The 24,624-nt window shown below is 70.7% G+C and carries 25 protein-coding genes and 2 pseudogenes; 3 read left to right on the forward strand and 24 right to left on the reverse strand.

Annotated features, from left to right (window positions below; translation table 11 throughout):
* Nucleotides 1-99 precede the first annotated feature (99 nt).
* From MWN33_RS02745 to MWN33_RS02825, 17 genes and pseudogenes are all read right to left on the reverse strand, one after another.
* Nucleotides 100-555: a hypothetical protein gene (locus MWN33_RS02745; protein ID WP_247198597.1), complete on the reverse strand. Its 456-nt coding sequence runs from the start codon at nucleotides 553-555 to the stop codon at nucleotides 100-102.
* A complete protein-coding gene (locus MWN33_RS02750; protein WP_247198598.1) occupies nucleotides 555-902 on the reverse strand; it encodes a hypothetical protein in 348 nt (115 codons plus the stop codon). Before MWN33_RS02750 ends, MWN33_RS02745 begins: the two co-directional genes overlap by 1 nt.
* A gap of 84 nt (nucleotides 903-986) precedes the next feature.
* Nucleotides 987-1,724 carry a tRNA (guanine(46)-N(7))-methyltransferase TrmB gene (gene trmB / locus MWN33_RS02755; protein WP_247198600.1) on the reverse strand — a complete coding sequence of 246 codons (738 nt, stop codon included), beginning with the start codon at nucleotides 1,722-1,724 and terminating at the stop codon, nucleotides 987-989.
* Nucleotides 1,725-1,819: 95 nt separating this feature from the next.
* Nucleotides 1,820-3,010 carry a methionine adenosyltransferase gene (metK, locus tag MWN33_RS02760; RefSeq protein ID WP_247198602.1) on the reverse strand — a complete coding sequence of 397 codons (1,191 nt, stop codon included), beginning with the start codon at nucleotides 3,008-3,010 and terminating at the stop codon, nucleotides 1,820-1,822.
* A gap of 131 nt (nucleotides 3,011-3,141) precedes the next feature.
* Nucleotides 3,142-3,552 (reverse strand): helix-turn-helix domain-containing protein, encoded by a 411-nt coding sequence (locus MWN33_RS02765; RefSeq protein WP_247198604.1) that lies wholly within the window; start codon nucleotides 3,550-3,552, stop codon nucleotides 3,142-3,144.
* Between the two features lie 99 nt (nucleotides 3,553-3,651).
* Entirely contained in the window at nucleotides 3,652-5,253 is a 1,602-nt protein-coding gene (lnt, locus tag MWN33_RS02770) for an apolipoprotein N-acyltransferase (protein WP_247198606.1), read from the reverse strand.
* A gap of 69 nt (nucleotides 5,254-5,322) precedes the next feature.
* A complete protein-coding gene (locus MWN33_RS02775; protein WP_247198607.1) occupies nucleotides 5,323-6,588 on the reverse strand; it encodes a hemolysin family protein in 1,266 nt (421 codons plus the stop codon).
* Nucleotides 6,589-6,595: 7 nt separating this feature from the next.
* The gene (ybeY, locus tag MWN33_RS02780) at nucleotides 6,596-7,117 is read right to left on the reverse strand and encodes an rRNA maturation RNase YbeY (RefSeq protein ID WP_247198609.1); all 522 of its coding nucleotides are present in this window, start codon (nucleotides 7,115-7,117) and stop codon (nucleotides 6,596-6,598) included.
* Nucleotides 7,114-8,151, reverse strand: a complete 1,038-nt coding sequence (locus tag MWN33_RS02785; protein WP_247199768.1) for a PhoH family protein — start codon at nucleotides 8,149-8,151, stop codon at nucleotides 7,114-7,116. The genes ybeY and MWN33_RS02785 overlap by 4 nt, the downstream gene beginning before the upstream one ends.
* A gap of 116 nt (nucleotides 8,152-8,267) precedes the next feature.
* On the reverse strand, nucleotides 8,268-9,704 hold the full coding sequence (gene miaB / locus MWN33_RS02790; RefSeq protein ID WP_247198611.1) for a tRNA (N6-isopentenyl adenosine(37)-C2)-methylthiotransferase MiaB: 1,437 nt from the start codon (nucleotides 9,702-9,704) through the stop codon (nucleotides 8,268-8,270).
* 263 nt (nucleotides 9,705-9,967) lie between these two features.
* Nucleotides 9,968-10,747, reverse strand: coding sequence for a lyso-ornithine lipid O-acyltransferase (gene olsA, locus MWN33_RS02795; protein ID WP_247198613.1), 780 nt, complete (start codon nucleotides 10,745-10,747; stop codon nucleotides 9,968-9,970).
* Between the two features lie 4 nt (nucleotides 10,748-10,751).
* Nucleotides 10,752-11,240 carry a Fur family transcriptional regulator gene (locus tag MWN33_RS02800; RefSeq protein ID WP_247198615.1) on the reverse strand — a complete coding sequence of 163 codons (489 nt, stop codon included), beginning with the start codon at nucleotides 11,238-11,240 and terminating at the stop codon, nucleotides 10,752-10,754.
* Nucleotides 11,241-11,332: 92 nt separating this feature from the next.
* Nucleotides 11,333-11,842, reverse strand: a complete 510-nt coding sequence (locus tag MWN33_RS02805; protein ID WP_247198617.1) for a GNAT family N-acetyltransferase — start codon at nucleotides 11,840-11,842, stop codon at nucleotides 11,333-11,335.
* Nucleotides 11,839-12,522, reverse strand: coding sequence for a tRNA (adenosine(37)-N6)-threonylcarbamoyltransferase complex dimerization subunit type 1 TsaB (gene tsaB / locus MWN33_RS02810; protein ID WP_247198618.1), 684 nt, complete (start codon nucleotides 12,520-12,522; stop codon nucleotides 11,839-11,841). Before tsaB ends, MWN33_RS02805 begins: the two co-directional genes overlap by 4 nt.
* An 86-nt stretch (nucleotides 12,523-12,608) precedes the next feature.
* A complete protein-coding gene (locus MWN33_RS02815) occupies nucleotides 12,609-13,163 on the reverse strand; it encodes a NifU family protein (RefSeq protein WP_247198619.1) in 555 nt (184 codons plus the stop codon).
* 121 nt (nucleotides 13,164-13,284) lie between these two features.
* Nucleotides 13,285-13,537 (reverse strand): annotated as a pseudogene (locus MWN33_RS02820) (hypothetical protein); the annotation flags it as partial.
* Complete coding sequence (locus MWN33_RS02825; protein ID WP_247198620.1) at nucleotides 13,534-14,055, reverse strand: universal stress protein; 522 nt, start codon at nucleotides 14,053-14,055, stop codon at nucleotides 13,534-13,536. The gene MWN33_RS02825 and the pseudogene MWN33_RS02820, both read right to left, overlap by 4 nt.
* A gap of 432 nt (nucleotides 14,056-14,487) precedes the next feature.
* On the opposite strand from MWN33_RS02825, the pseudogene MWN33_RS02830 reads away from it, so the two are divergent.
* Nucleotides 14,488-15,596, forward strand: a pseudogene (locus tag MWN33_RS02830) (sensor domain-containing phosphodiesterase).
* An 11-nt stretch (nucleotides 15,597-15,607) separates the two neighbouring features.
* Here the strand turns inward: MWN33_RS02830 and trpS are convergent.
* On the reverse strand, nucleotides 15,608-16,639 hold the full coding sequence (gene trpS / locus MWN33_RS02835) for a tryptophan--tRNA ligase (protein ID WP_247198621.1): 1,032 nt from the start codon (nucleotides 16,637-16,639) through the stop codon (nucleotides 15,608-15,610).
* A 96-nt stretch (nucleotides 16,640-16,735) separates the two neighbouring features.
* Nucleotides 16,736-18,271: a lipid II flippase MurJ gene (locus MWN33_RS02840; RefSeq protein WP_247198622.1), complete on the reverse strand. Its 1,536-nt coding sequence runs from the start codon at nucleotides 18,269-18,271 to the stop codon at nucleotides 16,736-16,738.
* A 177-nt stretch (nucleotides 18,272-18,448) separates the two neighbouring features.
* Between MWN33_RS02840 and MWN33_RS02845 the strand changes: the two genes are divergently transcribed.
* Nucleotides 18,449-19,447: an adenosine kinase gene (locus tag MWN33_RS02845; protein WP_247198623.1), complete on the forward strand. Its 999-nt coding sequence runs from the start codon at nucleotides 18,449-18,451 to the stop codon at nucleotides 19,445-19,447.
* 164 nt (nucleotides 19,448-19,611) lie between these two features.
* Here MWN33_RS02845 and MWN33_RS02850 read toward each other — a convergent pair whose 3' ends face one another.
* From MWN33_RS02850 to MWN33_RS02865, 4 genes are read right to left on the reverse strand one after another with little or no spacing between them, the layout of a single operon-like run.
* The gene (locus tag MWN33_RS02850) at nucleotides 19,612-20,409 is read right to left on the reverse strand and encodes a DUF2076 domain-containing protein (RefSeq protein ID WP_247198624.1); all 798 of its coding nucleotides are present in this window, start codon (nucleotides 20,407-20,409) and stop codon (nucleotides 19,612-19,614) included.
* Nucleotides 20,410-20,438: 29 nt separating this feature from the next.
* A complete protein-coding gene (locus tag MWN33_RS02855; RefSeq protein WP_247198625.1) occupies nucleotides 20,439-21,161 on the reverse strand; it encodes a Bax inhibitor-1/YccA family protein in 723 nt (240 codons plus the stop codon).
* 26 nt (nucleotides 21,162-21,187) lie between these two features.
* Entirely contained in the window at nucleotides 21,188-21,994 is an 807-nt protein-coding gene (locus MWN33_RS02860) for an anti-sigma factor family protein (protein WP_247198626.1), read from the reverse strand.
* A complete protein-coding gene (locus MWN33_RS02865) occupies nucleotides 21,978-22,547 on the reverse strand; it encodes a sigma-70 family RNA polymerase sigma factor (protein ID WP_247198627.1) in 570 nt (189 codons plus the stop codon). The genes MWN33_RS02860 and MWN33_RS02865 overlap by 17 nt, the downstream gene beginning before the upstream one ends.
* A 155-nt stretch (nucleotides 22,548-22,702) precedes the next feature.
* Between MWN33_RS02865 and MWN33_RS02870 the strand changes: the two genes are divergently transcribed.
* Nucleotides 22,703-24,019: an ROK family protein gene (locus tag MWN33_RS02870; RefSeq protein WP_247198628.1), complete on the forward strand. Its 1,317-nt coding sequence runs from the start codon at nucleotides 22,703-22,705 to the stop codon at nucleotides 24,017-24,019.
* Between the two features lie 41 nt (nucleotides 24,020-24,060).
* On the opposite strand, the gene MWN33_RS02875 is transcribed toward MWN33_RS02870, so the two are convergent.
* On the reverse strand, nucleotides 24,061-24,600 hold the full coding sequence (locus tag MWN33_RS02875; protein WP_247198629.1) for a low affinity iron permease family protein: 540 nt from the start codon (nucleotides 24,598-24,600) through the stop codon (nucleotides 24,061-24,063).
* Nucleotides 24,601-24,624: the final 24 nt, after the last annotated feature.

Here is a 24,624-nt window from a genome sequence, read left to right on the forward strand (position 1 = left end):
CGGCTTCGGCCTTTCTGGCAGATTGGTCCTTTTTAGCCGCCCCTGCAATAACGAGAGGCTAATGGGGACCGGACCCCACGAGGTCCGAGGATCACATTTTCAGATACGTCGGCCAAGAATAAGGCCGACCAGTGCGGCGCCGGCGGCGATGGCGATGACGCTGGAGGCGCTGGCCGGTGGGGCCGCGCCGGGGACGCTTCCCGGCGGCACGCCGAGCCCCGCCGCCGGCGTGACGGCGGGCGGCGCGACGGGCGCCGCCGCCGCCGCATAGGCGCCGAAGGAACGCGCCGGCCGGCGGCGCGCGCGCAGCAGCGCGCAGAGAAGGAAGATGAGCCCGATCAGCAGGGTAAAGGCCGCGATGACAAGCGCCGCCGTCACCGGGTCGTAGCGCGCGGCCAGCATCAGGAACGCGCCGACGAGGAAGGCGAGCAGCGACACGCCGACCAGAATCGCGCCGATGCCGAACAGCAGTGCCGTCACCGCCGCCCGGCGCGCGGCATGGCGTACGACGTGGCGCAGCTCGGCGCCGAAAAGGGCCAGCAGGAGGCGGAACATCAACGTCCCCGCGTCAGCAGGCCGAACACGAAGCCGACGCCGAGCGCGGCGAGCACCGCGCCGTAGGGGTTACGCTCGATGGCCGCGCCGACATCCCCGCCGAGCGCCTGGGCGCGGCCCTTGGCGTCCTCATAGACGGCATAACCCTCGTCGGCGAGATTGGCGGCGGCCGCCTCGGCCCGCGCCTTGCCCGCCCGTACCCGGCTGGCGACCGCCTCGGCGGCGGATTCGCCTTCCGCCTTGGCGATGGACGCGAGCGTCTCGGTCAGCTTGGCGACATCGGCCCGCAGCGTGGCGAGGTCGTCGGAGAGCTTGGCGAAGTCTTCCTGGGCGTTCGGCTGGGCCATGTCGGGTGCTCCTGAAACGGGCGAGGTGACGGTCGTCTTTCAACGCGGACGCCGTTACCGAAGTTCCGTGAGCTTAAGCGGTATTCAGAGCCGCCGGAACTCGTAATATCCCGGCCGCCGCCCCTCGCGCAGCGCCTTCGCCTCGTAGCGCGTTCCCGGCCAGCCGTCCCACGGCAGGCGCCAGTCGTCGGCGCGCGTGGCGGTCCATTCGAAACGCGGATCGGTCAGCAGAAGCCGCAGCGTCCATGCCGCGTAGTGCTCGATGTCGGTGGCGAAGCGGAAATGCCCGCCCGGCGCCAGCAGGCGGGCGAAGCGCTCGATATTGTCCGGCCGCACGAAGCGGCGCTTCCAGTGGCGGCGTTTGGGCCAGGGGTCGGGATAGAGCAGGTCGATGCGCTCCAGCGAGGCGTCGGGCAGGCGGTCGAGCAGCGGCACCACGTCGTCGCCATAGAGCCGGACATTGCTCAGCCCGCGTGCGGCCAGCGCCGAGGTGGCGCTGGCGATGCCGTTCACGAAGGCTTCCGCGCCGATATAGCCGATATCCGGGTGCCGGCCGGCCTCATGCACCAGATGCTCGCCGCCGCCGAAGCCGATCTCCAGTCGCACGGAGGCCACGGGATGCGGGAACAGCGCCGCGAGCGGGCGCGCGCCAAGCGCATCGAGGGGGATGGCGAGCTGGGGCAGGTCCCGAACGAGATGGGCCTCCTGCCCGGCGCGCAGCTTCTTGCCCTTGCGCCGGCCATAGAAGGCGGCGCTGCGCGGGTCGCGCGTCGTGCCAGGCTCGGCCGGCTCGGGAGCGTCGGGAAGATCGTCGGCGGTCATGCGGCACTCGAAACGGAACGGGGCAGGCCTTGCAGCCCGCCCCGCATAATCACACTGCCCCCCCAGCGCAATGCCGGCGGGCGGGACGCCCCGCCTCAGAACGCCGACCGGAGGGCATCGACGAGGTCGGTGCGCTCCCAGGAGAAGCCGCCATCAGCGTCCGGCACGCGGCCGAAATGGCCATAGGCGGAGGAGCGCGCATAGATCGGCTTGTTGAGGTCGAGATGCTCGCGGATGCCGCGCGGGCGCAGGTTCATCACCTCGCGCAGCACGGTCTCCAGCTTGGCTTCCTCCACCTTGCCGGTGCCGTAGAGGTCGACATAGACCGCCAGCGGGTCCGACACGCCGATGGCGTAGGCCAGCTGGATGGTGCAGCGGTCGGCGAGATCGGCGGCAACCACGTTCTTGGCGAGGTAGCGCGCGGCATAGGCGGCCGAGCGGTCGACCTTGGTCGGGTCCTTGCCGGAGAAGGCGCCGCCGCCATGCGGGGCCGCGCCGCCATAGGTGTCGACGATGATCTTGCGGCCGGTGAGGCCGGTGTCGCCGTCCGGCCCGCCGATGACGAACTTGCCGGTCGGGTTGACGTGCCATTCGGTGGCCGGCGTCACCCAGCTCTCCGGCAGCGCCTGCCGGATATAGGGTTCGACGATGGCGCGCACGTCGGCGGAGGACAGGTCGGGGTCGAGATGCTGGGTGGAGAGCACAATCTGCGTGACCTCGACCGGCTGGCCGCCCTCGTAGCGCACCGTGACCTGACTTTTGGCATCCGGCCCCAGCATCCCGGCCGCGCCGGAATGGCGGGCATCGGCGAGGATCTTGAGGATCTTGTGCGCGTAGTAGATCGGCGCGGGCATCAGCTCCGGAGTCTCGCGGCAGGCATAGCCGAACATGATGCCCTGGTCGCCCGCGCCCTCGTCCTTGTTGGAGCTGGAATCGACGCCCTGCGCGATATCGACCGACTGCGCGTGCAGCAGCACGTCGACCTGCGCCTTCTGCCAGTGGAAGCCGTCCTGCTCGTAGCCGATCTGCTTGATGGCGCCGCGCGCCAGCTCGGTGATCAGCTCATGGGTGATCTGTTCCGGGCCGCGGGTCTCGCCGGCGATCACCACCCGGTTGGTGGTGGCCAGCGTTTCCGCCGCCACGCGCAGGTTGGACGGATCCCAGCCATGCTGCGGGCCGAGCCGGAAGAAGGCGTCGACGATCTCGTCGGAGATGCGGTCGCAGACCTTGTCCGGATGGCCTTCGGAGACGGATTCGCTGGTGAAGAGATAGGCTTGGCGGGACACGCGTCGGCTCCTCGATTCTCGCAGGCGCATGAGCGGCGCCCGGCCGCGCATCTTTTGCAACTGCGTCCGGGCCGGTCAAGGATTTAACGGCGGAATCGTTCGGAAAAAAGAACGATCCGCCGACCTCCCGCCTAGCTGGCGGGGGCCTCCTCGGCGAGCGCTTCCACGAGGTCGACGATTCGCCGGCGCACCTTGACGTCCGCGATCTTCAGGAAGGCGCGGGTGAGGGCGAGGCCTTCGGAGGAGGCGAGAAAGTCGGAGACATAGGCCGGCGAGGCATCTTCGGCGAAGCCGCCGGCCGGGCCGTTGAGATTGGGCGCGCCGTCGAAGAAGAAAGATACCGGAACGGCCAGCACCTGCGAGATATGCTGCAGCCGGCTCGCGCCTATACGGTTCGTCCCTTTTTCGTATTTCTGTATCTGCTGGAAGGTGATACCGAGACTTTCGCCCAGCTTCTCCTGGCTCATGCCAATCATCATGCGTCGCATGCGGACCCGGCTGCCTACATGCTTGTCGATTGGATTGGGCGACTTCTTGGTCATCGGCTTCCCCAGACTGCGAACAAAAAAATACCTCCCTCCCCCGATCAGGAGGAGAGAAGCAGCGCCCGAGCCCGGCAGCAGTCTAGGGCAAAGCCGGTGCTATCGTCGATCAATTACAGCGTGCATATCTCGCCGGTGCAGCATAAACGCCACCATTGCGGCGCAAAATAGCAAGATCCAAGGTATTTTATTGCCATAACTGGCATATATCGTTGTGGGCAGTGCCTCCGGCAGTGCTCCGTCGAGCACGCCGCGTGCACCCAGAGGTAGCATTCCGATGATCCGCCCGAGCGGATCGACGATGGCGGAAATACCGTTATTGGTGACGCGGATCAGCGGCAGTCCCTGCTCCACCGCACGCAGGCGCGCCTGCTCGAAATGCTGGTAGGGGCCGGGCGTGAGGCCGAACCACGCATCGTTGGACACGTTGAGCAGGAAGCCGGGGCGCGCCGCGCCGCCCGTCGCGGCAGGCATGATCTCGTCCGGGAAGATCGCCTCGTAGCAGATCAGCGGCACGGCCGGCGGCAGGCCGGGGATGGCGAGCAGGCTGCGCTCGCGCGCCGAGGCGAACCCGCCACGCTGGCGGGTGAGCGCCTCCAGCCCGAGCGTCTCGAGCGTTTCCTGAAACGGCAGGTATTCGCCGAAAGGAACGAGGTGCACCTTGTCGGCATTGCCCACGGCGGTCGCGGTCGAATCGAAGACCCGCAGGCTGTTGAACACGTCGGGCCGCGCCCGTCCCGCCACCGGCTCGGCGCGGGCGGCGCCCGTCACCAGCACCGTGCCCGGCGGCAGCAGCGCGGCGAGCCGGCTCAGCGCCTCGGGCTCGCGGTCGACGAAGAAGGGAAAGGCCGATTCCGGCCAGAACAGATGGGTGACGCCGGCGAGCCCGCCCTGGCTTTCGCTGGTCTCGATGTAGCGGTCCATCACCGTGCGGCGGGCGTCGTAGCGGAACTTCTGGTCCTGCGCGAGGTCCGGCTGCATCAGGCGCAGACGGGCGCCGGGCACGGTGCCGATCTCGGTGCTGGCGAGACGGTACTGGCCCCAGCCCCACAGGCCGGCGAGCACGGCCACGGCAAGAATCAGCGGGCCGTAGCGTCGTGCGGCCGGCATGGGATCGAACAGTGCCGCCGGGCTCGCCAGCGCCGCCAGCGTCAGCGCGCACAGACCCGGCATGCCGATCACCGAGGCCGCCTGTGCAAAGCGCAGATCGGTGGCGAGCGCGTAGCCGAAATCGTTCCAGGGGAAGCCGGTCAGCAGCGTGCCGCGCAGCCACTCGCTCAAGGTGAGGGCGAGAGCGAGGACGAGAATCCGCGCCGGCCCCGGCGACCAGAGAAGCCGCGCCAGCGCGCAGCCCAGCCCGGTATAGAGCGCGAGATAGGCCGGCAGGCCGATCACCGCGAAGGGCATCAGCCACAGGAAGGCATCGGCCTGGACGAGGAAGGCCATGCCGATCCACCACAGGCCGGCGACGAAATAGCCCATGCCGAACAGCCAGCCGGTCGTGAAGGCCGCGAGTGCGGCGCGGCGCGGCGGCAGCGCTCGGCTGGCATCGATGAGAAAGACCAGCGCCGGCAGGGTGAGCGCCAGCACCGGCCACAGGTCGAAGGGCGGCAAGGCGAGCGCGGACAGCGCACCGGCGAGGAGCGCGGCGAGGGCGCGCCAGCGCGCCGGCGCCTGCCGCAGGGGGACGGGATTCAGCATGCCCGCCCGCATCCGGCAGCGCGCGCCGGCCCGCCCCAGTCTGGCGGCATTGGCTCAGGCCGGATCGGTTCAGGCGGCATCTGAGCCGTGCGCCCGCCCGGGATGAGCCTTGTCGCGGGCCTGTTCGGCAGGCGGCGGCAGGCTGCTGCCGGCCGGCCGTTCGGCCGAGTGTCGCTCGCCCCCGTCCGGTTTGCCGGTCTCCCGCTTGCCCGTTTCCGCCCGGCCGGCGTCCTCGCCGCGCCCGGGAGTGAGGCGCAGGCGCTTCACCCGGCGCGGATCGGCGTCGAGCACCTCGATCTCGAAATTGCCCGGGCCGAGCACGATTTCGCCGCGCACCGGCACCCGGCCGGCGAGCGTGACCAGCAGGCCGCCCAGCGTGTCGACCTCCTCGGCCTCCTCGCCGAGCGCGAAGGCGGGGTCGACGATCTCGGCGACGTCCTCGAGGCCGGCGCGGGCGTCGGCGATGAAGCTGCCGTCGGCCTGCCGGGCGATGGAGGGCGTCTCGTCCTCGTCGTGCTCGTCCTCGATGTCGCCGACGATCTCCTCGACGAGGTCCTCCATCGAGACGATGCCGTCCGTGCCGCCATATTCGTCGATGACGAGTGCCAGATGGATGCGGCTCGCCTGCATGCTCGCCAGCAGCTCGATGGACGGCATGGAGGGCGGCACGAAGAGCAGGCGGCGGATCAGCTTGGCCGCGCTCAGCGGCATGCCGAGATCGATGGCCTTGAGGTTGAAGGCGGGCACCGGCTTGACGGTCCGGCCTTCGCGGCCTTCGCCCGACGACGGCTCGGGCGTTCCGGGGAACGTGCCGGCGGCGCGCGCGGCGCCGGGGCGCTGGGTCATCGCCCGCTGGGTGAGATGGGTGACGAGGTCGCGGATGTGGACCATGCCGACCGGATCGTCGAGCGTGTCGTCATAGACCACGAGGCGGGAATGGCCGGCCTCGGCGAAAACGGTGAGCAGTTCGCCCAGCGAAATGTCCTTCTGCACCGCGACGATATCGGCGCGCGGCACCATCAGGTCGCCGATCCTCAGCTCGCGCAGCTCAAGGATGCCCTTGAGCATCGAACGCTCGGTGGCGGTCAGGTCCGCACCGGCTTCCGTCCCGGCGGAGGAGAGCACTTCGGCGAGATCGCTGCGCAGCGATCCGCTGGTTCGCCAGCCGCCGACCAGGGCGCGCAGGCGGTCGAAGATGCCGGCGCGCGGCTCGCTGGCGCGCGCGTCGGCCGTGCTTCGCTGCCCGGCGCTCGACGAACTGCCGCCCGAAGCGGCACCGGAGGAGTCCTCGCCGCCGCCGGCGGAGGAGGACGGGGATGAAACTGGGTCGGACATCTCTTCTTCAGTCAGGTTGCGGAACAGGTTCGGTTTCGGAATAGGGGTCGGGCACGCCCAGACCCGCGAGGACGTGGCGTTCCATCGCCTCCATCTCCTCGGCCTCCTCGGCGACCTCGTGGTCGTAGCCGAGAAGATGCAGCGTACCATGGACGGCGAGATGCGCGAGGTGGTCGGCCAGCGCCTTGCCCTCCTCGCGCGCCTCGCGTTCCAGCGTGCCGAAGGCGATGGCGATGTCGCCGAGATGGGGGTCGCCCCCGGCGCGCGCCATCTCGGGGGTGGGAAAGGACAGCACGTTGGTCGCGTAGTCCTTGCCGCGCCAGTCGCGGTTCAGCGCGCGGATGGCGTCGTCGTCGGTGAGCTTCACCGCGATCTCGGCGCCCTCGATGTCGATCTCGTACTCTTCCAGCGCCCCGGCGCAGGCGGCGAGGACGGCGCGCGCGACGAGGCCGGCGGCGTCGGGCACGCCCTCCCAGGGGCCGGCCTCGACGAGCACGTCGACCTCGACGGTACTGGGGCCGTCGCTCATCGCGGCGGCGCTCCCGCGCCCGCCTCGCCCTCGCGGGCGCGGGCGGCGGCCGCAGCCTTGTTGTCGTAGGCGGCGACGATGCGCCCGACCAGCTCGTGGCGCACCACGTCGGCGGCGTTGAAGTGGCACACCTCGACGCCTTCGACGTTCTTCAGCAGCCCGACCGCCTCGGCCAGCCCCGAGGTCTGGCCCGGCGGCAGGTCGATCTGGCTGGGATCGCCGGTGATGATCATGTGCGAGTTCTCGCCCAGGCGGGTGAGGAACATCTTCATCTGCATCGAGGTGGTGTTCTGCGCCTCGTCGAGGATGACGCAGGCATTGGCCAGCGTGCGCCCGCGCATGAAGGCGAGCGGGGCGATCTCGATCTCGCCGGAGGTCATGGCGCGCTCGACGAAGGCGCGGTCCATCAGGTCGTGCAGCGCGTCGTAGATCGGGCGCAGATAGGGGTCGACCTTCTCCTTCATGTCGCCGGGCAGGAAGCCGAGCCGCTCGCCCGCTTCCACCGCCGGGCGCGAGAGGATGATGCGGTCGACGACGCGGCGCTCCAGCAGGTGCACGGCATAGGCGACCGCCAGCCAGGTCTTGCCGGTGCCGGCCGGGCCGACGCCGAACACCAGCGTCTGGCGCTTGAGCGCGCGGATATAGGCGTCCTGCGCGGCGGTGCGCGCGCGCACCGGGCGCCGGCGCAGCTGGATCTCGTCGAAGCTCTGCTTCTTGGTCGCGGCGTCGAACTCGAACAGGATTCCCTGTGCGGCGGCCTCGCGCAGCACGCCCTCGACATCGCCGGGCAGCAGTTCGCCACCCTTCTTCAGCCGGGCGTAAAGCGTCTCAAGCACATGGCGGGCCTGTTCGCAGGCCTCACGCGGGCCTTCCAGCGTGACATGGTTGCCGCGCTGCTCGGCGACGATTTCGAGGCGGCGCTCGATGGTGGCGAGGTTCTGCCCGTAATGGCCGAAGAGCTGGCTAGCGAGCCGGTTGTCGTCGAAGGCGAGCACGATCTGCCCGGCCTCGTCGTCGGTCTCGATCCAGCGCACGGCGGGCGGCCGGCTGGCGGGCGCGGAGCCCTGGGCGGGGGGGCGGGATCCGGCGGGCGAACCCGCACGGGCGGCAACCAAGGCACGTTCCGTATCAGATCCACCTCGACGCACGCTCACGCCTCCAGTTTCTCGCCAACAATCTCGTCCTGCCCGATCAAACGCGATTCGCCCGCCGGGCGCGCGGAGAAAAACTCCCCGTCCAGTATGTCGCCCGCAAGACTCTTGGTGCTCACCTCGCGGATCTCAACCCGCGCCAGCGTGCCAATGGCCTCCTTGGGGGCCTCGACCACCACCGACTGGAGATAGGGCGAGCGGCCGATGAGCTGGCCCGGGAAGCGTCCGGGCTTCTCCAGCAATATGTCGAAGCGCTTGCCCCGGCAGGCTTCGTCGAAGGCCGCCTTCTGCCGGTCGAGCAGCGCCTGCAGCGCGTGGATGCGGGCTGATTTCACGTCTTCGGGAAGCTGCGCCTCAAGGCTGGCCGCCGGTGTGCCGGGGCGCGGCGAATATTTGAACGAGAAGGCCGAGGCGAAGCCGACCTTCGCCACGAGGTCCAGCGTGTCGGCGAAATCCTCGTCGGTCTCGCCGGGGAAGCCGACGATGAAGTCCGAGGAGAAGGCGGTGTCCGGCCGGGCGGCGCGCACGCGCTCGACGATGTCGAAGAACAGCTCGCGGTCGTGCCGGCGGTTCATCGCGGCGAGGATGCGGTTGGAGCCCGACTGCACCGGCAGGTGCAGATAGGGCATGAGCGCGGGCATGTCGCGATGGGCGGCGATCAACTCGTCGTCCATGTCGCGGGGATGGCTGGTGGTGTAGCGCACGCGGGCGATACCCGGCACCTGCGCCACCCGGCGCACCAGCTCGGCGAGGTTGGCGGCACCCCCGGTCGAATCGATGCCGTGATAGGCATTGACGTTCTGGCCGATCAGCGTGACCTCGCGCACCCCGCCCTCGGCGAGGCGGATCACCTCGTCGAGGATCTTGGCGAGCGGGCGCGACACCTCGGCGCCGCGCGTATAGGGCACGACGCAGAAGGTGCAGAACTTGTCGCAGCCTTCCTGCACCGTGACGAAGGCAGTGGGTCCGCGCCTGGCGATGGCGGCCGGCGTCGGGGCCGGCAGGAAGTCGAACTTGTCCTCGAGCGGGAACTCGGTCTCGACGATGCCGGCGCGACGGTTCGAGCCGCGCGCCTCAGCCTGCGCGATCAGCTCAGGCAACTTGTGATAGCTCTGCGGGCCGACCACGAGGTCAACCGCGCGGGCGCGCTTGATGATCTCGGCGCCTTCCGCCTGCGCCACGCAGCCGGCGACGGCGATCATCTGCCGGCGGCCGGCCTCCTCCTGTGCCTTCTTCAGCCGGCCGAGCTCGGAATAGACCTTCTCGGCGGCCTTCTCGCGGATATGGCAGGTGTTGAGGATGACGAGATCGGCGTCGTCCGGAGTCTCGGTCTCGACATAGCCTTCCCTGGCCAGCGTGTCCGTCATGCGCTGGGCGTCATAGACGTTCATCTGGCAGCCGAAGGAGCGGACGTAAAGCTTGCGCGGTTCACTCATTGCGTGTCGATCGACCCGGCCATGGCCTCGCTACGCGAGGCGCGGCCCATTCCCTTCGAAATCCGGGCGCGAGCCATCTGCGCCCCATGACAGGCGCCCCCGCATATCGCCGCTCGTTCGCAGGTCGAGATCGTCTATGTCTCCACGGATGACACCTGTGGCCTGTGTAGCCGGATTCCCGCCAAAAGGGAATGCGGCGAGGGGCGGCGCAGGTGCGGGACGCTCACCCTTTCCTCTCCCGCCGGGGAGAGGGGCCCCCGAGTTCACAGTGCGGGAGGCCGTCCCGTCAGTGCCGCGCCCAGCATGGCGCGGGCGGCGCGTTCGGCCTCCAGCGCCGCGGCCTTGCGCCCGCCGGCCGCGAGCGGAGCGCCGAAATGCAGTTCCACATCGACGCCGCCGCGCCGCAGCACCTCCAGGAGATGCGGCGCCAGCTCCATGTCGCCATACCAGGCCAGCAGCGGTCGGCGCGTCCGCCCGAGCGGCAGGCCGCCGAGCCCGACATAGGCGATGGCGAGCGGCTGGATGGTGGCGCCCTCCGCTCCTTCGGCGCCCATGCTCGCGCGCGCCGCGCCGATCAGCGCCGAGCGGAAGGGAAGGACCCGGTTGCCGTCGCTCGACGTGCCCTCGGCGAACAGCACCACCGGATCGCCGTCGTTCATCCGCGCCGCCATCTCGCCGGCCACCTTGCCGGTGGCGCTGCGCGAGGCGCGGTCGACGAAGATGGTGCGCTGGAGCTTCGCCAGCAGCCCGATGCCGGGCCAGCGCGCCACCTCGCTCTTGGCGACGAAGCACAGCGGCAGGCGCGAGCCGAGCACGGGGATGTCGAGCCAGGAGACGTGATTGGAGACGATCAGCAGCGGGCGGGCCGGCGACGGCGTCCCGACCGTACTCACCCGCACTCCCACCAGCGCCAGCACGAGGCGGTGATAGAGCACGGGGATGGTGCGCCGGCTCGGCAGGCGCAGCGCGACCGACAGCCATTGCAGGGGAATGCCGACCAGCGTCACCAGCACGACCGGCACGATCACCAGCCACGCCCGCACGATATCAGCCCTTGTCGGCGGGATCGGCGGGGGTCTCGCCCGACGTCTTGGCCGACATATTGGCCGACGTCTTGGCCTTGTCGAGCGGCACGCCGTAGAGCTCCAGCCGGTGGCCGACGAGGCGGAAGCCGAGCCTGCGGGCGATCTCCTCCTGCAGCTGCTCGATCTCCTCGGAGCGGAACTCCACCACCGTGCCGTTGCGCAGGTCGATCAGATGGTCGTGGTGCTCGTCCGGCACCGGTTCATAGCGCGAGCGGCCGTCGCGGAAATCGTGGCGCTCGATGATGCCGGCATCCTCGAACAGCTTCACCGTGCGGTAGACGGTCGAGATGGAGATGCGGTCGTCCACCTCGACGGCGCGGCGGTGCAACTCCTCCACATCGGGATGGTCCTGCGCGTCGGCGATGATGCGCGCGATCACGCGCCGCTGGTCGGTCATGCGCAGACCCAGCGTGACGCAGGCTTCCTCGATCGCGGTCGGCTTCTCGCTCATCCCAGGGTCCGTGTCCTTCGCGCGTCCCACCCTGCCCGCTTATGGCGCAGGCGGCCGGCCGAGGGCAATGGGGTGCGTGGCGTCGGCTTGTCTCAGGCGATGTCCCGCCGCATGGCGATGGCCGCCACCGGCTCGCCCGCAGGCCCCCGGTAATAGCCGGGCCGGCGGCCGATCTCGTGGAACCCGGCGCGCTCATAAAGGCGCAGCGCCGGCCGGTTGCCCTCCTCCACCTCCAGGAACACGGTGCGGAAGCCCTCCGCCGCCAGCGTGCCGAAGGCGGTGTCGAGAAGGCGTCGGCCGATGCCCTCGCCGCGCCGGGCACCCGACACGGCGACGGAGAGAATCTCGGTCTCCGGCACCACGCCGCTCAGCAGGATGAAGCCGATGGGCGCGCCGCCCGGCCCGTCGGCCGCCACCAGACAGCGGGTGAGCCGGTTGGCCAGCAGCCGGTCGAACTCGGCCGCGTCCCAGCCGATGCGGAAGGCGGCGGCGTGGAGGACGGCGAGCGCCGGGGCATCGCCAGAGCGGGCGGGGCGCAGCGCGACCGGCCTGCGGCGCAGGCCGAGCCCCGCGAGCAGCCGGTCGAGGCCTTGCGCGATCATCGCCGCGCGATCCGTCCGCCGGTCTGCGGCTTGGCGTCGGCCTCGCGCAGATAGAGCGGGCGCGCCTCGGAACGGGCCGGGTCGGCGACGCCGGCAAGCCGCGCCAGCCAGACCGGATCGGGGGTGAGGTCGCCCAGCAGCACGATGGGCGCCCGCTCGCCGGAGGGCCACGCATCGGCGATCAGCGGGGCGCCGGAGCCGACGAGGCGCACCGGCCCGTTGGCGACCGAGCGGGCGGCGTCGCGCACTGCCATGGCGCGCGGCGTCACCAGCACCCGGCCGGCGGCGCCGATCACCTGCAGGTAGACATTGCCGTGCCGGGCGTCGATGGCGGCGGCCACCGGCACGCTGTCGTCGCGCGCCAGCAGGGGCGCGGCCAGCACGGCGAGGGTGGAGAGGCCGATCACCGGCTTGCCGGTGGCGAGGGCAAAGCCGCGCGCCGCCGCGATACCGACGCGCAGCCCGGTGAAACTGCCGGGGCCGACGGTGACGGCGAAGGCATCGATGTCGGACATGCTCTGGCCGGCGCGCTCCAGCACGCGGGCCACCATGGGGATCAGCGCCTCGGCATGGCCGCGCGTCATCGGCTCGCGCAGCACCGCCAGCGTCGTATCGGCGCCAGTGTCGTGCAGCGCCGTCGAGCAGGCTTCCAGTGCGGTGTCGATGGCGAGGATCAGCATGCGGGTTCCGGGGCGCGCCCGGCGCGAGACGCGCCGGGAGGAGGGAGGCGCCCGGGCCGGGCTTCAGCTCTGGTGTGCCGGACGGCTCAGACCGGGCGGACTTCCACCACGTCGGGCACGAAGTGGCGCAGCAGGTTCTCGATGCCGTTCTTCAGCGTCGCGGTGGAGGAGGGGCAGCCCGCGCACGAGCCCTTCATCGCGAGGAACACCACGCCGTCCTTGTAGCCGCGGAAGGTGATGTCGCCGCCGTCATTGGCGACCGCCGGGCGCACGCGGGTGTCGATCAGCTCGCGGATGGTGTCGACGACGCCCGCATCCTTCGCCTCGAAGAAGGCGTCGTCCGCCACATGCTCGTGGTCCTCGGGCAGCAGCGGCTGGCCGGAGACGAAATGCTCCATGATGGCGCCGAGGATGGCGGGCTTGAGATGCGCCCACTCGCCCTTCTCCTTCGTCACGGTCACGAAGTCGGAGCCGAAGAACACGCCGGCGACACCGGGCACCTCGAACAGGCGCGAGGCGAGCGGCGAGCGGCCGGCCTCGTCGGCGTCGCGGGCCTCGAACGTGCCCTGGCCGAGCACGGTGCGGCCGGGCAGGAACTTCAGCGTGGCGGGGTTCGGGGTGGGCTCGGTCTGGATGAACATCTGGGGTCTCCTTGCCGACCGGGGTTCAAGGCCGCGGCGACGGGGGAATTTGGAATTTAGATAAGCCCTCCGGCGCCGCGGGGGAAGGGGCGTCCCCAGGGAAGACGGCGCCGAACGCCGCTCACAGCCAGTCGAGCACCGGGCCCACGGGCACGATGGCGTTCGGGTTCAGCGCCTTGATCGAGTAGTAGCCGCGCTTGATGTGGTCGATGTTCACCCTCGGCGAGCCGCGCCTCCAGTTCGTCCAGCATGGCGACCAGCTCGGCGAAGGCTTCCTCATGGACGCCCTGCGTGTTGGCGAAGCCGGCGCGGCGGACGCAGTCATTGAGGCGCGGACAGGCCGCCGCGGTCAGCGCGTCGAGATGTTCTCTCAGGCGAGGGCGTCGATCTCGGCATCCGAGAGGCCGCCGGGAACGATGGTGACGGGAATGTGCAGGCCCGCCCAGACACCCTTGGCCAGCGAGGCGATGAGCGGGCCGGGCCCCGGCGAACCCGCACTTTCGTGGCCGGTGCCGGCGGCCAGCACGAGGATGGCGATATCCTCGTCGGCCTCGATGACCTTGAGGATCTCGGCGGCGAGCTCCCCTTCGCGCAGCACCTGCTCGGGGTCATGGGCGCCGGCGCCGGAGACCGCCCGCGCGCGGGCGGCGAGCTGGCCGAGCCGCGCCTCAGCCTTGTCGGTTGCTTCCGCGCGCATCAGCTCGGCGACGCCGAGCCATTGGCTGGAGGCGTCGGCCAGTTCCAGCACGCCGAGCAGCACCACGCCGCCATGGGTGCGGGCGGCACGGCGGGCGGCGTAATAGAGCGCGCGGTCGCATTCCGCCGTGTCGTCGGCGATGACGAGGAACTTGCGGTAATGGCCGGGCTCGTGGCTCTGGCGCCTGCGCGACATCGGTCTTTTCCGTCACTCGGGGCGGTGGCCGCTACCGCCACTCGCCTTCCTCATAGCACGACCTGCTGGCGCCACCTCATGGCTCCACCTCATGGCTCCACCTCATGGCTCCACCTCATGGCGCACCCCATGCAGCTGCCCCATCGGGGCGATACTGCCGTCGCCCCCTCCGGTGCAACCGCTGCCCACGTCACTGCAGCCTAAGATTGTTTGTCGACAAGGCGTCATGCTATGGTTGAGACGTCTGTCCGTGCTGGCCGGACGAGCCCGTCGGGAGGGCTGCGGACGACCGGGACGATCCTCGCCAGGGGAGCCATGAACCGCGTCATCGTCCCGCCCGAGCGCACCGACCCGCTGTCCGATGCGCTCCAGCACGAAGTGGTGCGCGCCGGCCTCGACCGCGTGCTGCGCATGGTGCGCGAGCACCTCGACATGGACGTCGCCTTCATCGCCCGCTTCAGGCGCCGCGACCGCGTGTTCGAGCATGTCGACGCGGCGGGGGAGGCGCCCATCGTGCGCGGACAGGCGCTCTCGCTGGAGGAGGGGTACTGCCTCAAGGTGGTTCGCGGGGAAATGCCCTCCTGCATTCCAGACACCTCGGCGGTGCCGGCGGCACGCGACCTTGCGGCTACCCATGCGCTGCCGATCGGGGCGCATCTGAGCGTGCCGATCCGGGTCGACACCGGCGCGGTGTACGGCACGTTGTGCTGCTTCCACCATCGCAGCGATCCCTCGCTCGGCGAGCGCGAGATGCGCATCATGCACGCCTTCGCCGATGTGATCGCCGCCCGCATCGAGGAAGCCGCGCTTGCCGACTGCGGGCGGCGGCACGAGAGGCGCGAGCTGCGGTTCGCCATGTCGGCGGGCGCACCGCGCATGGTGTTCCAGCCCATTGCCGGCGTCGACGGAAGCGGCGTGAAAGGGGTTGAGGCGCTGGCCCGCTTCGATCGCCCGCCGATGCGGGGGCCGGACATCTGGTTCGACATGGCGCGGCGGGTCGGGCTCGATCACGCGCTGGAGATGCAAGCGGTGCTCAACGCGCTGCCGGCGCTGGACCGGCTGCCGGCCTCCGTCTTCCTCGCCATCAACGTCTCGCCCGGCCTCATACTCTCCGGCCGGCTGCTGCCGCTGCTGGAGATTGCCGCCACCTTGCGCCTCGTGCTGGAGGTGACGGAGCACGCATCGTCGCCGACTACGAGGCGCTGCTCGCGGCGCTCGAGCCGCTGCGGCGGGGCGGGCTGCGCCTGGCGGTGGACGATGCCGGCGCCGGATTTGCCTCCATGCGGCACATCCTCAATCTCGCCCCGAACACGATCAAGCTCGACATCAGCCTGACGCGCGACATCGACACGGACTGGCGGCGACGGGCGCTGGCGCGCGGGCTCATCGCCTTCGCGCATGACATCGGCTCCTCCATCATCGCCGAGGGCGTCGAGACCGCGAGCGAGCTCGACATGCTGCGCGACCTCGGCGCCGATCTGGCGCAGGGCTATTTCCTGCAACGGCCCGTGCCGATCGAGGAGATCGCCGGCACGCCGTAAGGCTGAGGCCGTCAGCGCACGAAGCCGACAATGTCCTTCACATGCGCCATGGTCCGATCCGCGAGCACGCGGGCGCGCGCCGCGCCGTCGCGCAGGATGGCGTCGATATGGTCGGGATCGGCGACGAGGCGCTTCATCTCCGCGCCGATGGGACCGAGCTTCGCCACCGAGAGGTCGACCAGCGCCGCCTTGAAGGTGGAGAACTGGCCGCCGCCGAACTGCGCCAGCACCGCGTCCTTCGGCAGCTCCGCCAGCGCGGCATAGATGCCGACGAGGTTCTCCGCCTCGGGGCGGCCCTTCAGCCCCTCCGCCTCGGAGGGCAGCGGCTCGGGGTCGGTCTTGGCCTTGCGGATCTTCGAGGCGACGGTGTCGGCGTCGTCGGTCAGGTTGATGCGCGAGAGGTCGGAGGGGTCCGACTTCGACATCTTCTTCGCACCGTCGCGCAGGCTCATCACCCGCGCCGCCGGCCCGCCGATCAGCGGCTCGGGCAAGGGGAAGAACGTCTCGCCCAGCCCATTGGCGGCGATGGAGGGGCCGAAATCATTGTTGAACTTCTGCGCGATGTCGCGGGCGAGCTCCAGATGCTGCTTCTGGTCCTCGCCGACCGGCACATGGGTGGCGCGGTAGAGCAATATGTCGGCGGCCATCAGGTTCGGGTAGGCGTAGAGGCCGACCGAGGCGTTCTCGCGGTCCTTGCCGGCTTTCTCCTTGAACTGGGTCATGCGGTTGAGCCAGCCCAGGCGCGCGACGCAGTTGAACACCCAGGCGAGCTCGGCATGGCCGGAGACCTGGCTCTGGTTGAACACGATGTGGCGCGCGGGGTCGATGCCGGAGGCGATGAAGGCCGCCGTGACCTCGCGGATGCAGCGCTTCAGCTCCGCCGGGTCCTGCCAGACCGTGATGGCGTGCAGGTCGACCACGCAATAGAGGCAGTCATGGCTCTCCTGCAGCGCCACGAAGCGCTGGATGGCGCCGAGATAATTGCCGAGATGCAGGTTTCCGGTCGGCTGGACGCCGGAAAACACGAGCTGCGGAAAGGCCATGTCGGAACGTCCTGTGGTCTGCGCCCCGCGATGCGCCGCGCGCGCGAGGGCGCTATGGCACGCCTCGCCCGGCGCCGCAACTGCGGGCCGGCGGGCTCACCGCCTCGGGCCTGCGCCCAGCAGGGCGGGCGCGATGCCGCCCAGTACCCACGCGGCGGCGCCGTAGACGCCGACACCCGCCAGCACGAGCGCGCCGAGCATGCCGGTCGCGCCGAGCCCGCCCGCCGCCAGCACCGGCTGGGCGATGTATCGGCCGAGACCGACAGCGACGGCCATGGCCAGCGCCGCAAGGACGAGCCGCGCCAGGCGAGTGCGGCTCGGCGCCGGCACCACCAGAAGGCCACGCCGGCCGAGCCCGATGGCGAGGCCGGCGAGCGCGACGAGGCTGGAGACCAGCACGCCGAGCGCCGCGCCCGCCATGCCGAGCGGCCCGACGGCGAGGAAGCCGGCAACCGCGCCCGCCGGCAGGGCCACGAGGCCGGAAAGGCTCACCAGCCGTCCGAGCCCGCTGGCGAAGGCGAGCGCGATCAGGATTTTTTCCAGCGCCTGCACCGGCAGGGTGAGCGCCAGCAGGGCGAGGGCGGCGGCGGTGAGTTCGCTTGCCGCCGGGTCGAAGGCGCCGCGCTCGAACAGCACCACCACGATGGGATGGGCAAGCACGGCAAGGCCCAGCGCCGCCGGCAGGGACAGCGCCAGCGCCGCCTCGATGCCGCCAGCGCCGATACCTGTCCTGCCGCCGCTTTGCGCCTCGCTCCCCGCGAGCGCCGGCAGCAGCACCGCTCCCGCGCTGGCGCCGACGAGCCCGAGCGGCAGCTCGACCAGCCTTGTGGCGTAGAACAGCGCCGCGACCCCGCCCGCAATGCCGGAGGCGGCGGCCGCCGCGATGAGGAAGCGCAGCTGCGGCAGGGCGGCGGCGAACAGGGTCGGCACGGCGGCGGCCAGCATGGGCAGCGCGGCCCGTAACGCCGCCACGTCGACGCGCAGGCGGAAGAAGCCGCGCGGCACGGCGAGGAGGTTCAGCGCGAACTGGGTGAACGCGCCCGCCACCGCTCCGGCAGCCAGCCAGCCGAGCGCCGCCTCCACGCTTATGGTGTGCGCCCCGGCGAGCCACAGCAGCAGCAGCAGGGCCAGCACGACGAGATTGGCGGCGGCCGGCGCCAGGGACGGCCGGGCGAAGCGCCCTGCCGCATTGGCGAAGGCGGCCAGCACGCCGGCCAGGATCGCCAGCGGGATCGCCGCCACCGAGAGCCGGCCGGCCAGCACCGCGCCGGCCTCGCGCGGGCCGTCCGAGGGAAAGCCGGGCGCCAGCAGGGCGACCAACTGCGGCATGAAGAGAAGACACAGCGCCGCCAGCCCCAGAGCGGCGAGGGCAAAGAGCATGAGCGCCGCCCCGGCGCGGGCCGCGCGCTCCTCGGCGTCGGCGCGCGCGAGGCCCGGCAGGATCGCCGCGTTGAGCGCCCCCTCGCCCAGCAGCCGGCGGGCGATCTGCGGCAGGGCAAGGCCTGCAACGGAGGCGTCCGCCACCACGCCGGTGCCGAACAGCGCCGCCACGCCGGCGTCGCGCGCGAAGCCGAGCACCCGCGAGGCGAGTGTGGCGAGGGCGACGGTGGAGGCGTGCCGGAGAAGGGCCATGATGTCCGCGCGTGAGGATCGACCCTAGCAATAGAAGGGAAGCCGGCGTCACGAAAGCGGGGCGCCCTGCCGGCTCGCATCGGGCGGCACGCGGTTCCGGGCGTTGCGGCGGGGCGGCGCGTCTGCTACCGGCTGGACCGCCTTCCTTCCCGCCCGAACGACAAGGGAAATCCGTCCATGTCCGCCCAGCACCTCGATGTGATCGGCTTCGGCAACGCCATCGTCGACGTGATCTCCCGCGCCGAGGAAGCGTTCCTCGACCGCCACGACATGCGCAAGGGCGGCATGACGCTGATCGACGAGGCGCGCGCCGAAGCAGTCTACGCCGCCATGGGGCCGGGCGTGGAGATTTCCGGCGGCTCGGCCGCCAACACCATGGTCGGCGTCGCCACGCTCGGCGGGCGCTCCGGCTTTGTCGGCAAGGTGCGCGACGACGAACTGGGCGGCATCTTCGCCCACGATATCCGCGCGGCGGGCGTCGCCTATGCCACCCCGCCCGCCGGCAGCGGTCCGGCGACGGCGCGCTGCCTCATTCTGGTGACGCCCGACGGCGAGCGCACGATGAACACCTTCCTCGGCGCGGCGCAGGATCTGTCGCCGGCCGATGTCGACGAGGCGGCGGTGGCCGGCGCGGCCGTGACCTATCTCGAAGGCTATCTCTGGGACCCGCCGGCGGCGAAGGAGGCCTTCCTCAAGGCGGCCGGCATTGCCCACAAGGCGCGGCGCACCGTGGCGCTCACCCTGTCGGACGCCTTCTGCGTCGGGCGCTACCGCGCCGAGTTCCTCGACCTGATCCGCACCGGCACCGTCGATCTCGTCTTCGCCAACGAGGCCGAGCTGACCTCGCTCTACGAGACCGGCTTCGACGAGGCGCTGGCGCAGCTGCGCGGCGAGGCGAAGCGTGCCGTCGTCACCCGCAGCGAGAAGGGCGCGCTCTGCGTGGCCGGCGCGGAGACGGCTGCGGTGCCGGCCTTTCCGGTGGCGCGCGTGGTCGACACCACGGGCGCGGGCGACCTGTTCGCCGCCGGCTTCCTGCACGGCTTCGCGCGCGGCTTCGCGGCGGAGGAGAGCCTGAAGCTCGGTGCGCTGGCGGCCTCCGAGATCATCAGCCATATCGGCGCCCGGCCGGAACGCAAGCTGAGGGATTTCGCGCTGGAGAACGGCCTGCGCGTCTGAGCACGACAGGCTTTCGCGTAAGTCCCCCTTCGCGCAAAAAAAGAGACAGGCCAGCGGAACCGGCCTGTCCAGGTGAGGGGCAGTCAGCGCCGCGCGGGAGCCCGTGGGAAGGCTTCGGGTCGTCCCCGCAAGGCGCAAGCTGGAGACCGGCGGCAGGCCGCCGGTCAGATATCCTCGCCGCTGTCGAACCAGCCGCCGCCGAAAAAGCCGCCATCGTCGGCCGCGCCGATATCCTGTGCGCCGAAGTCCTGATCGGCCGCGCTGCTATCCTGAGCGCTGGCATCTTGCGCGCTGGCATCCTGCGCGCCGGTGTCCGCCGCCGGCTCGGCCGGTGCTTCCGCCGCCTTGGCCTCGCTGCCGCCGAACATGCCGGCGATGGCGTTGCCCAGCAGCACGCCGCCGGCGACGCCCATCGCGGTCTGCGCCGCACCGGCCAGGAACCCGCCGCCGCCGAAGCCGGGACGGCCGAAGCCGCCGGGCTGCATGCCGGGCTGACCCGGCTGGCCGCCGAACGGCCCGGACGGGGCCCCGCCAGCGATCGGCGCGCCCGCCACCGCCCCCGAGCGCCAGGCCGGCGAGGCGTCGGCGGGAATGGCCCCGGCCTGCGGGCCGCCGGCCGGACGCGGCACGGAAGGCACCGGGCTGCGCCGCGCCGGGGTCTGGCCGGAGCCGAACAGGCTGCCGAACAGCCCCCCGCCGCCGGCGGGACGGGCTTCTTCCTCGGACGCCTGCCGGGCCTCTTCGGCCTGCCGCTCCAGCTCCGCGATGCGGGCCTGCGCCTGGTTGAGGGCGTAGTCCTGCATCACGATGGTCTGCGCCATCAGGTACGGAGCCGCCGGCTGGCCGGCGATGCGCTCGGCGATGAAGCCTTCCGCCTGCGGGTCGCGCGGACCCGACAGACGCTCGGCTTCGGCGAGCTTGGCGAAGAGGCCGTCAATGGCCTGGCGATCCTGGTCGTTCATGACGAGATTCCCTTGGGGTTCGGGCTCCGTCACTCCCGCTCGCCGGTGAAATTGAGCAGGAGCTGGAAGATGTTGATGAAGTTCAGGTAGAGCGAGAAGGCGCCGAAGACGGCGAGCTTCTGCTGCGATTCGGCGTCGAAATGGTCGGCGTACTGCTCCTTGATCGACTGCGTGTCCCACGCCGTCAGGCCCACGAAGACGAGGATGCCGACCACCGAGACGATGAACTGCAGCATCGTCGAGCCGAGGAAGATGTTGACGACGCTGGCGATCACCACGCCGATCAGGCCCATGATGAGGAAGGAGCCGAACTGCGAGAGGTCGCGCTTGGTCGTGTAGCCATAGAGGCTGGTGGCGCCGAACATGGTCGCCGCGATGAAGAAGGTGCGCGCGATCGAGGTGCCGGTGAACACCAGGAAGATGGACGCCATGGACAGGCCCATCACCGCGCAGAACGCCCAGAACATCGTCTGCGCCGCACTGCCGGACATGGACTGCATGCGGAACGAGAAGAACAGCACGAAGGCGAGCGGGGCCAGCATCACCACCCACTTCAGCGGGGTGGAGAAGATCGGCACATAGAGCGCCGGCGTGGTACCGACGATGAAGGCGACGGCGCCGGTCAGCACGAGGCCGAGCGCCATGTAGTTGTAGACGCGCAGCATGTGGCGGCGCAGGCCCTCGTCGAAGACGGCCCGGTCGACGCCGCGAGCGCCGGTCTGCCACTGGAAGCCGTAATTGGGCGTGTTCATCACGATCTCCTTGACATGATGTGGGTTCAGTAGAGCGAGCGGGCAAGCCGGCTCGCGGTACGGTCGATCTCGCGAGCACTCGCGGCGCCCTGTTCGGCGTCGTTCGGCGCGACGAGCGCGTAGGCGACTTCGCCGACCTGCCAGTAGGCGGCGGTCAGCCCGTCTTTCGGCACGGTGGTGGCCGGCACGACGTCGAAGGTGCCGGGCCGCACCGCGAAGAGCGAGACGGCACCGTGCTCATGGGTACGCACGGCGAGTTCGAGGCTCGGCCCGAAAGCGGAGGGGAAGACCTGCACATCCTCCACCTTCCAGTCCTCCGGCAGCGCCGGCAGCACGATGGCGGTGGCGGCGCGGATCTCGGCGGGGTCGTAGGAGGCGCCCGGCTGCGAGCGCATGCCGGCGCGAAGCTGCGCCGTGCGATGGGCGCGCACCGCGTCCTCGACATAGGCCGGCGGCAGGCCGGAGGCGACCACGCGGCTGACCCCGAGCGGGCCGAACTGGGCATGGGCGAACCAGCCCGCGCCGATGAGCAGCGCCACCGTGGCGGCGATGCGCATCCGGCGCAGCCAGCGCTCGCGCGACAGTGCCCCTTCCAGCCGGCGGGCGGCCTCGGCGGTGGCGAGCCGCGCCGTGGCGGCGGAGGCGGCGCGCGGCGTCTCGGCGAGCGCGAGGCGAAGCTCGTCGCGGGTGCGCAGGTCCGCCATCACCCGCGAAGCGGCGGCGGGGTTGGCGCTCAGATACGCCTCGACGTCGATGCGTCGGGCGACGTCGAGCTGGTCGTCGACATAGGCCTGCAGGTCGTCGTCGGAGACCGGATCAACGGGACGGGTCATCCGCACCTCCCACAATGCGCAGACGGCTGGAACGCCCGGCGCCGGCGCCGTCCTCGACGGCGCGCAGCGCGGCGCGGGCGCGCGACAGGCGCGACATCAGCGTCCCCTGCGGGATGCCGAGTGCGCTCGCGGCCTCGGCATAGCCAAGGCCCTCGATCGCCACGAGATGCAGCGCCGCGCGCTGCTCCTCGGGAAGCTCCATGAAGGCGTCGCGCACCTGGGCGAGGCGCAGGCTGTGTTCCTGCGCGGGCGCTGCCACGGTGTCCGCAAGTTCGCCCGCCTGCGCCTCGCGGCGGGTGCGGGCGGCGTTCAGCCTTCGGCGGTCGATGAAGACATTGTGCAGCACGGAGAGCAGCCAGCCGCGCAGGCCGCCGGCGGCACCGCCGCGCTCGGCATCGAAGCTGCCGCGCCGCTCATAGGCGCGCACCAGCGCGTCGTGCACAAGGTCTTCGGCATCGGTGTCGTCGCGGGTCAGCGAGCGCGCATAGCGGCGCATGACGGGGAGCTGCCCCATCACGTCGAACCTTATGCCGCCTGTCTTCTCGCGCCTCATGATCCGTATACGGAGCCGCCCGCCCGCCTATTCCCGCCACCTGCGAATTTTCGTCGCCGGCCGGGCGAAGGGAACGCGGAGCCGCCCTGGCCCGTTCTCCTGCGCCGATGCCGATACCGCCGTCGGCCATCGTGAGGGAGGTTTCCGGCTGCGCCATGACAACGAGCGAGAAGACGACCAGCGAAAAGAACAAGGGCGCGAAGAAGTCCGAAACGCGGGCGAAGGAGACGCCGCCGGCGCTGGGCGTGCACGGGGCGGCGACGCTCGCCTCCGTCACCGTCGACGCCTGCAACAGCCAGCTGCGCGAGGAGGACGGATTCCTCGGCGACCGCGCCCGCCGCGCCGCCTTCTTTGAGGGGCTGGAGCGCTGGCGCGTCCTCGCCGACGGCGAGGGGAAGGGCCGCAAGGACCGCGGCAAGGACGATGACGGCAAGGATGGGGACGGCAAGGATGGGGACGGCAAGGACGACAACGGCAAGGACGAGGACGTCTCGCCCCGCTTCGGCGACACGCCGACGCCTGAGCTGTCCAAGAGCCTGATCGACGATGTGCTGATCAAGGGCGAGCCGCGCGAGCAGGCCGTGGTGCATTCCGCCATGGAGGATTACGCGCAGGACCTCGCCGCCGTGCTGCGCCGCCTGCTGCGCACCAAGGACTGGCGCGACACCGAGCGCGTCGCGGTCGGCGGCGGGCTCACCTCCGGCCGCTTCGCCGCCCTCGCCATCGCCCGTGCGGAGCTGCTGCTGCGCGCCGACGAGGTGAAGGTGGAGCTGCAGCCGATCCGCAATCATCCCGACGAAGCCGGGCTGATCGGCGCCGCGCATCTGGCGCCGAGCTGGATGTTCGGCAGCTTCGACGACATCCTTGCCGTCGACATCGGCGGCACCAATATCCGCGCCGGCATCGTCAAGCTCAATCTCGGCAAGGCGGACGACCTGTCGAAGGCGCGGGTGCGCACGCTGGAGCTGTGGCGCCACCGTGACGACGAGACCCATCGCGACGACGCGGTGGAGCGCCTCGTCGACATGCTGCGCGGGCTGATCGACAAGGCCGGCAAAGAGGGACTGAAGCTCGCCCCTTTCATTGGCGTCGCCTGTCCCGGCGCCATCGATGCGGACGGCTCCATCGAGGCCGGCGCGCAGAACCTGCCGGGCAACTGGGAGAGCCAGCGCTTCAACCTGCCGGCGGCACTGTGGGACGCGATTCCCGAGATCGACGGCCACGAGACGGCGGTGGTGATGCACAACGACGCCGTGGTGCAGGGGCTGAGCGAGACGCCCTTCATGCAGGATGTGGAACGCTGGGGCGTGCTGACCATCGGCACCGGGCTGGGCAATGCCCGCTTCACCAACCGCGCGCGCCCGGGCGGCGCCGGCGAGAAGGACCGCAAGGCGAAGGACGCCAAGGGAGGGGACGCCAAGGGCAAGGGCCGCAAGGACGGAGACAAGAAGGGCGACGGCGGCAAGGGGTGACGCCGCCGTCCCGCAGCCCTGCGACCATCAAGGCGGACCGCCTAGGAGGCGGGTTTCCGGGGCGTGGAAGCGCCGGACGCGGTCTTTTCGGAGGCTGTTTTACGCGGGGTCGGGCGGCGGGAAGTCTTCGGCGCCGGCTCGCGGGCCGGCCTCGCCTCTCCCCCGCCCTCCTTGCCGCCGCCGTCGCCCTCCCGCTCGCGGCGGGCAAGCTCCTCATATTCCGCGCGGATCTTCTCCAGCGCGGTATCGTCCAACTCCTCGAGGTCCAGCAGCACACGCCGCGTGCCCTCGGTGCGGGCAATCAGTTCGTCCAGCTTGATGTGCAGGGCGGCGGTGTCGCGGTTCTGGCTGTTCTGGATCACGAACACCATCAGGAAGGTGATGATCGTGGTCGAGGTGTTGATGATGAGCTGCCAGGTGTCGCCGAAACCGACAAAGGGGCCGCTGAGGCCCCAGAGTACGATCAGCGCCGCCGCACCGACGAAGGTCGCCGGCTTCCCGGCGGCGGCCGATATTTTCTGGGCGAAACGGGTAAAGAGCGACTGGTTCGGTCTTCCCGTCTGCGTGCTGCCCGGCGCCATGAACATTCCCCACACTGTTGCGGG

Source organism: Ancylobacter koreensis, from assembly GCF_023016525.1.
In the GTDB taxonomy this organism is placed as follows: Bacteria; Pseudomonadota; Alphaproteobacteria; order Rhizobiales; family Xanthobacteraceae; genus Ancylobacter; species Ancylobacter koreensis.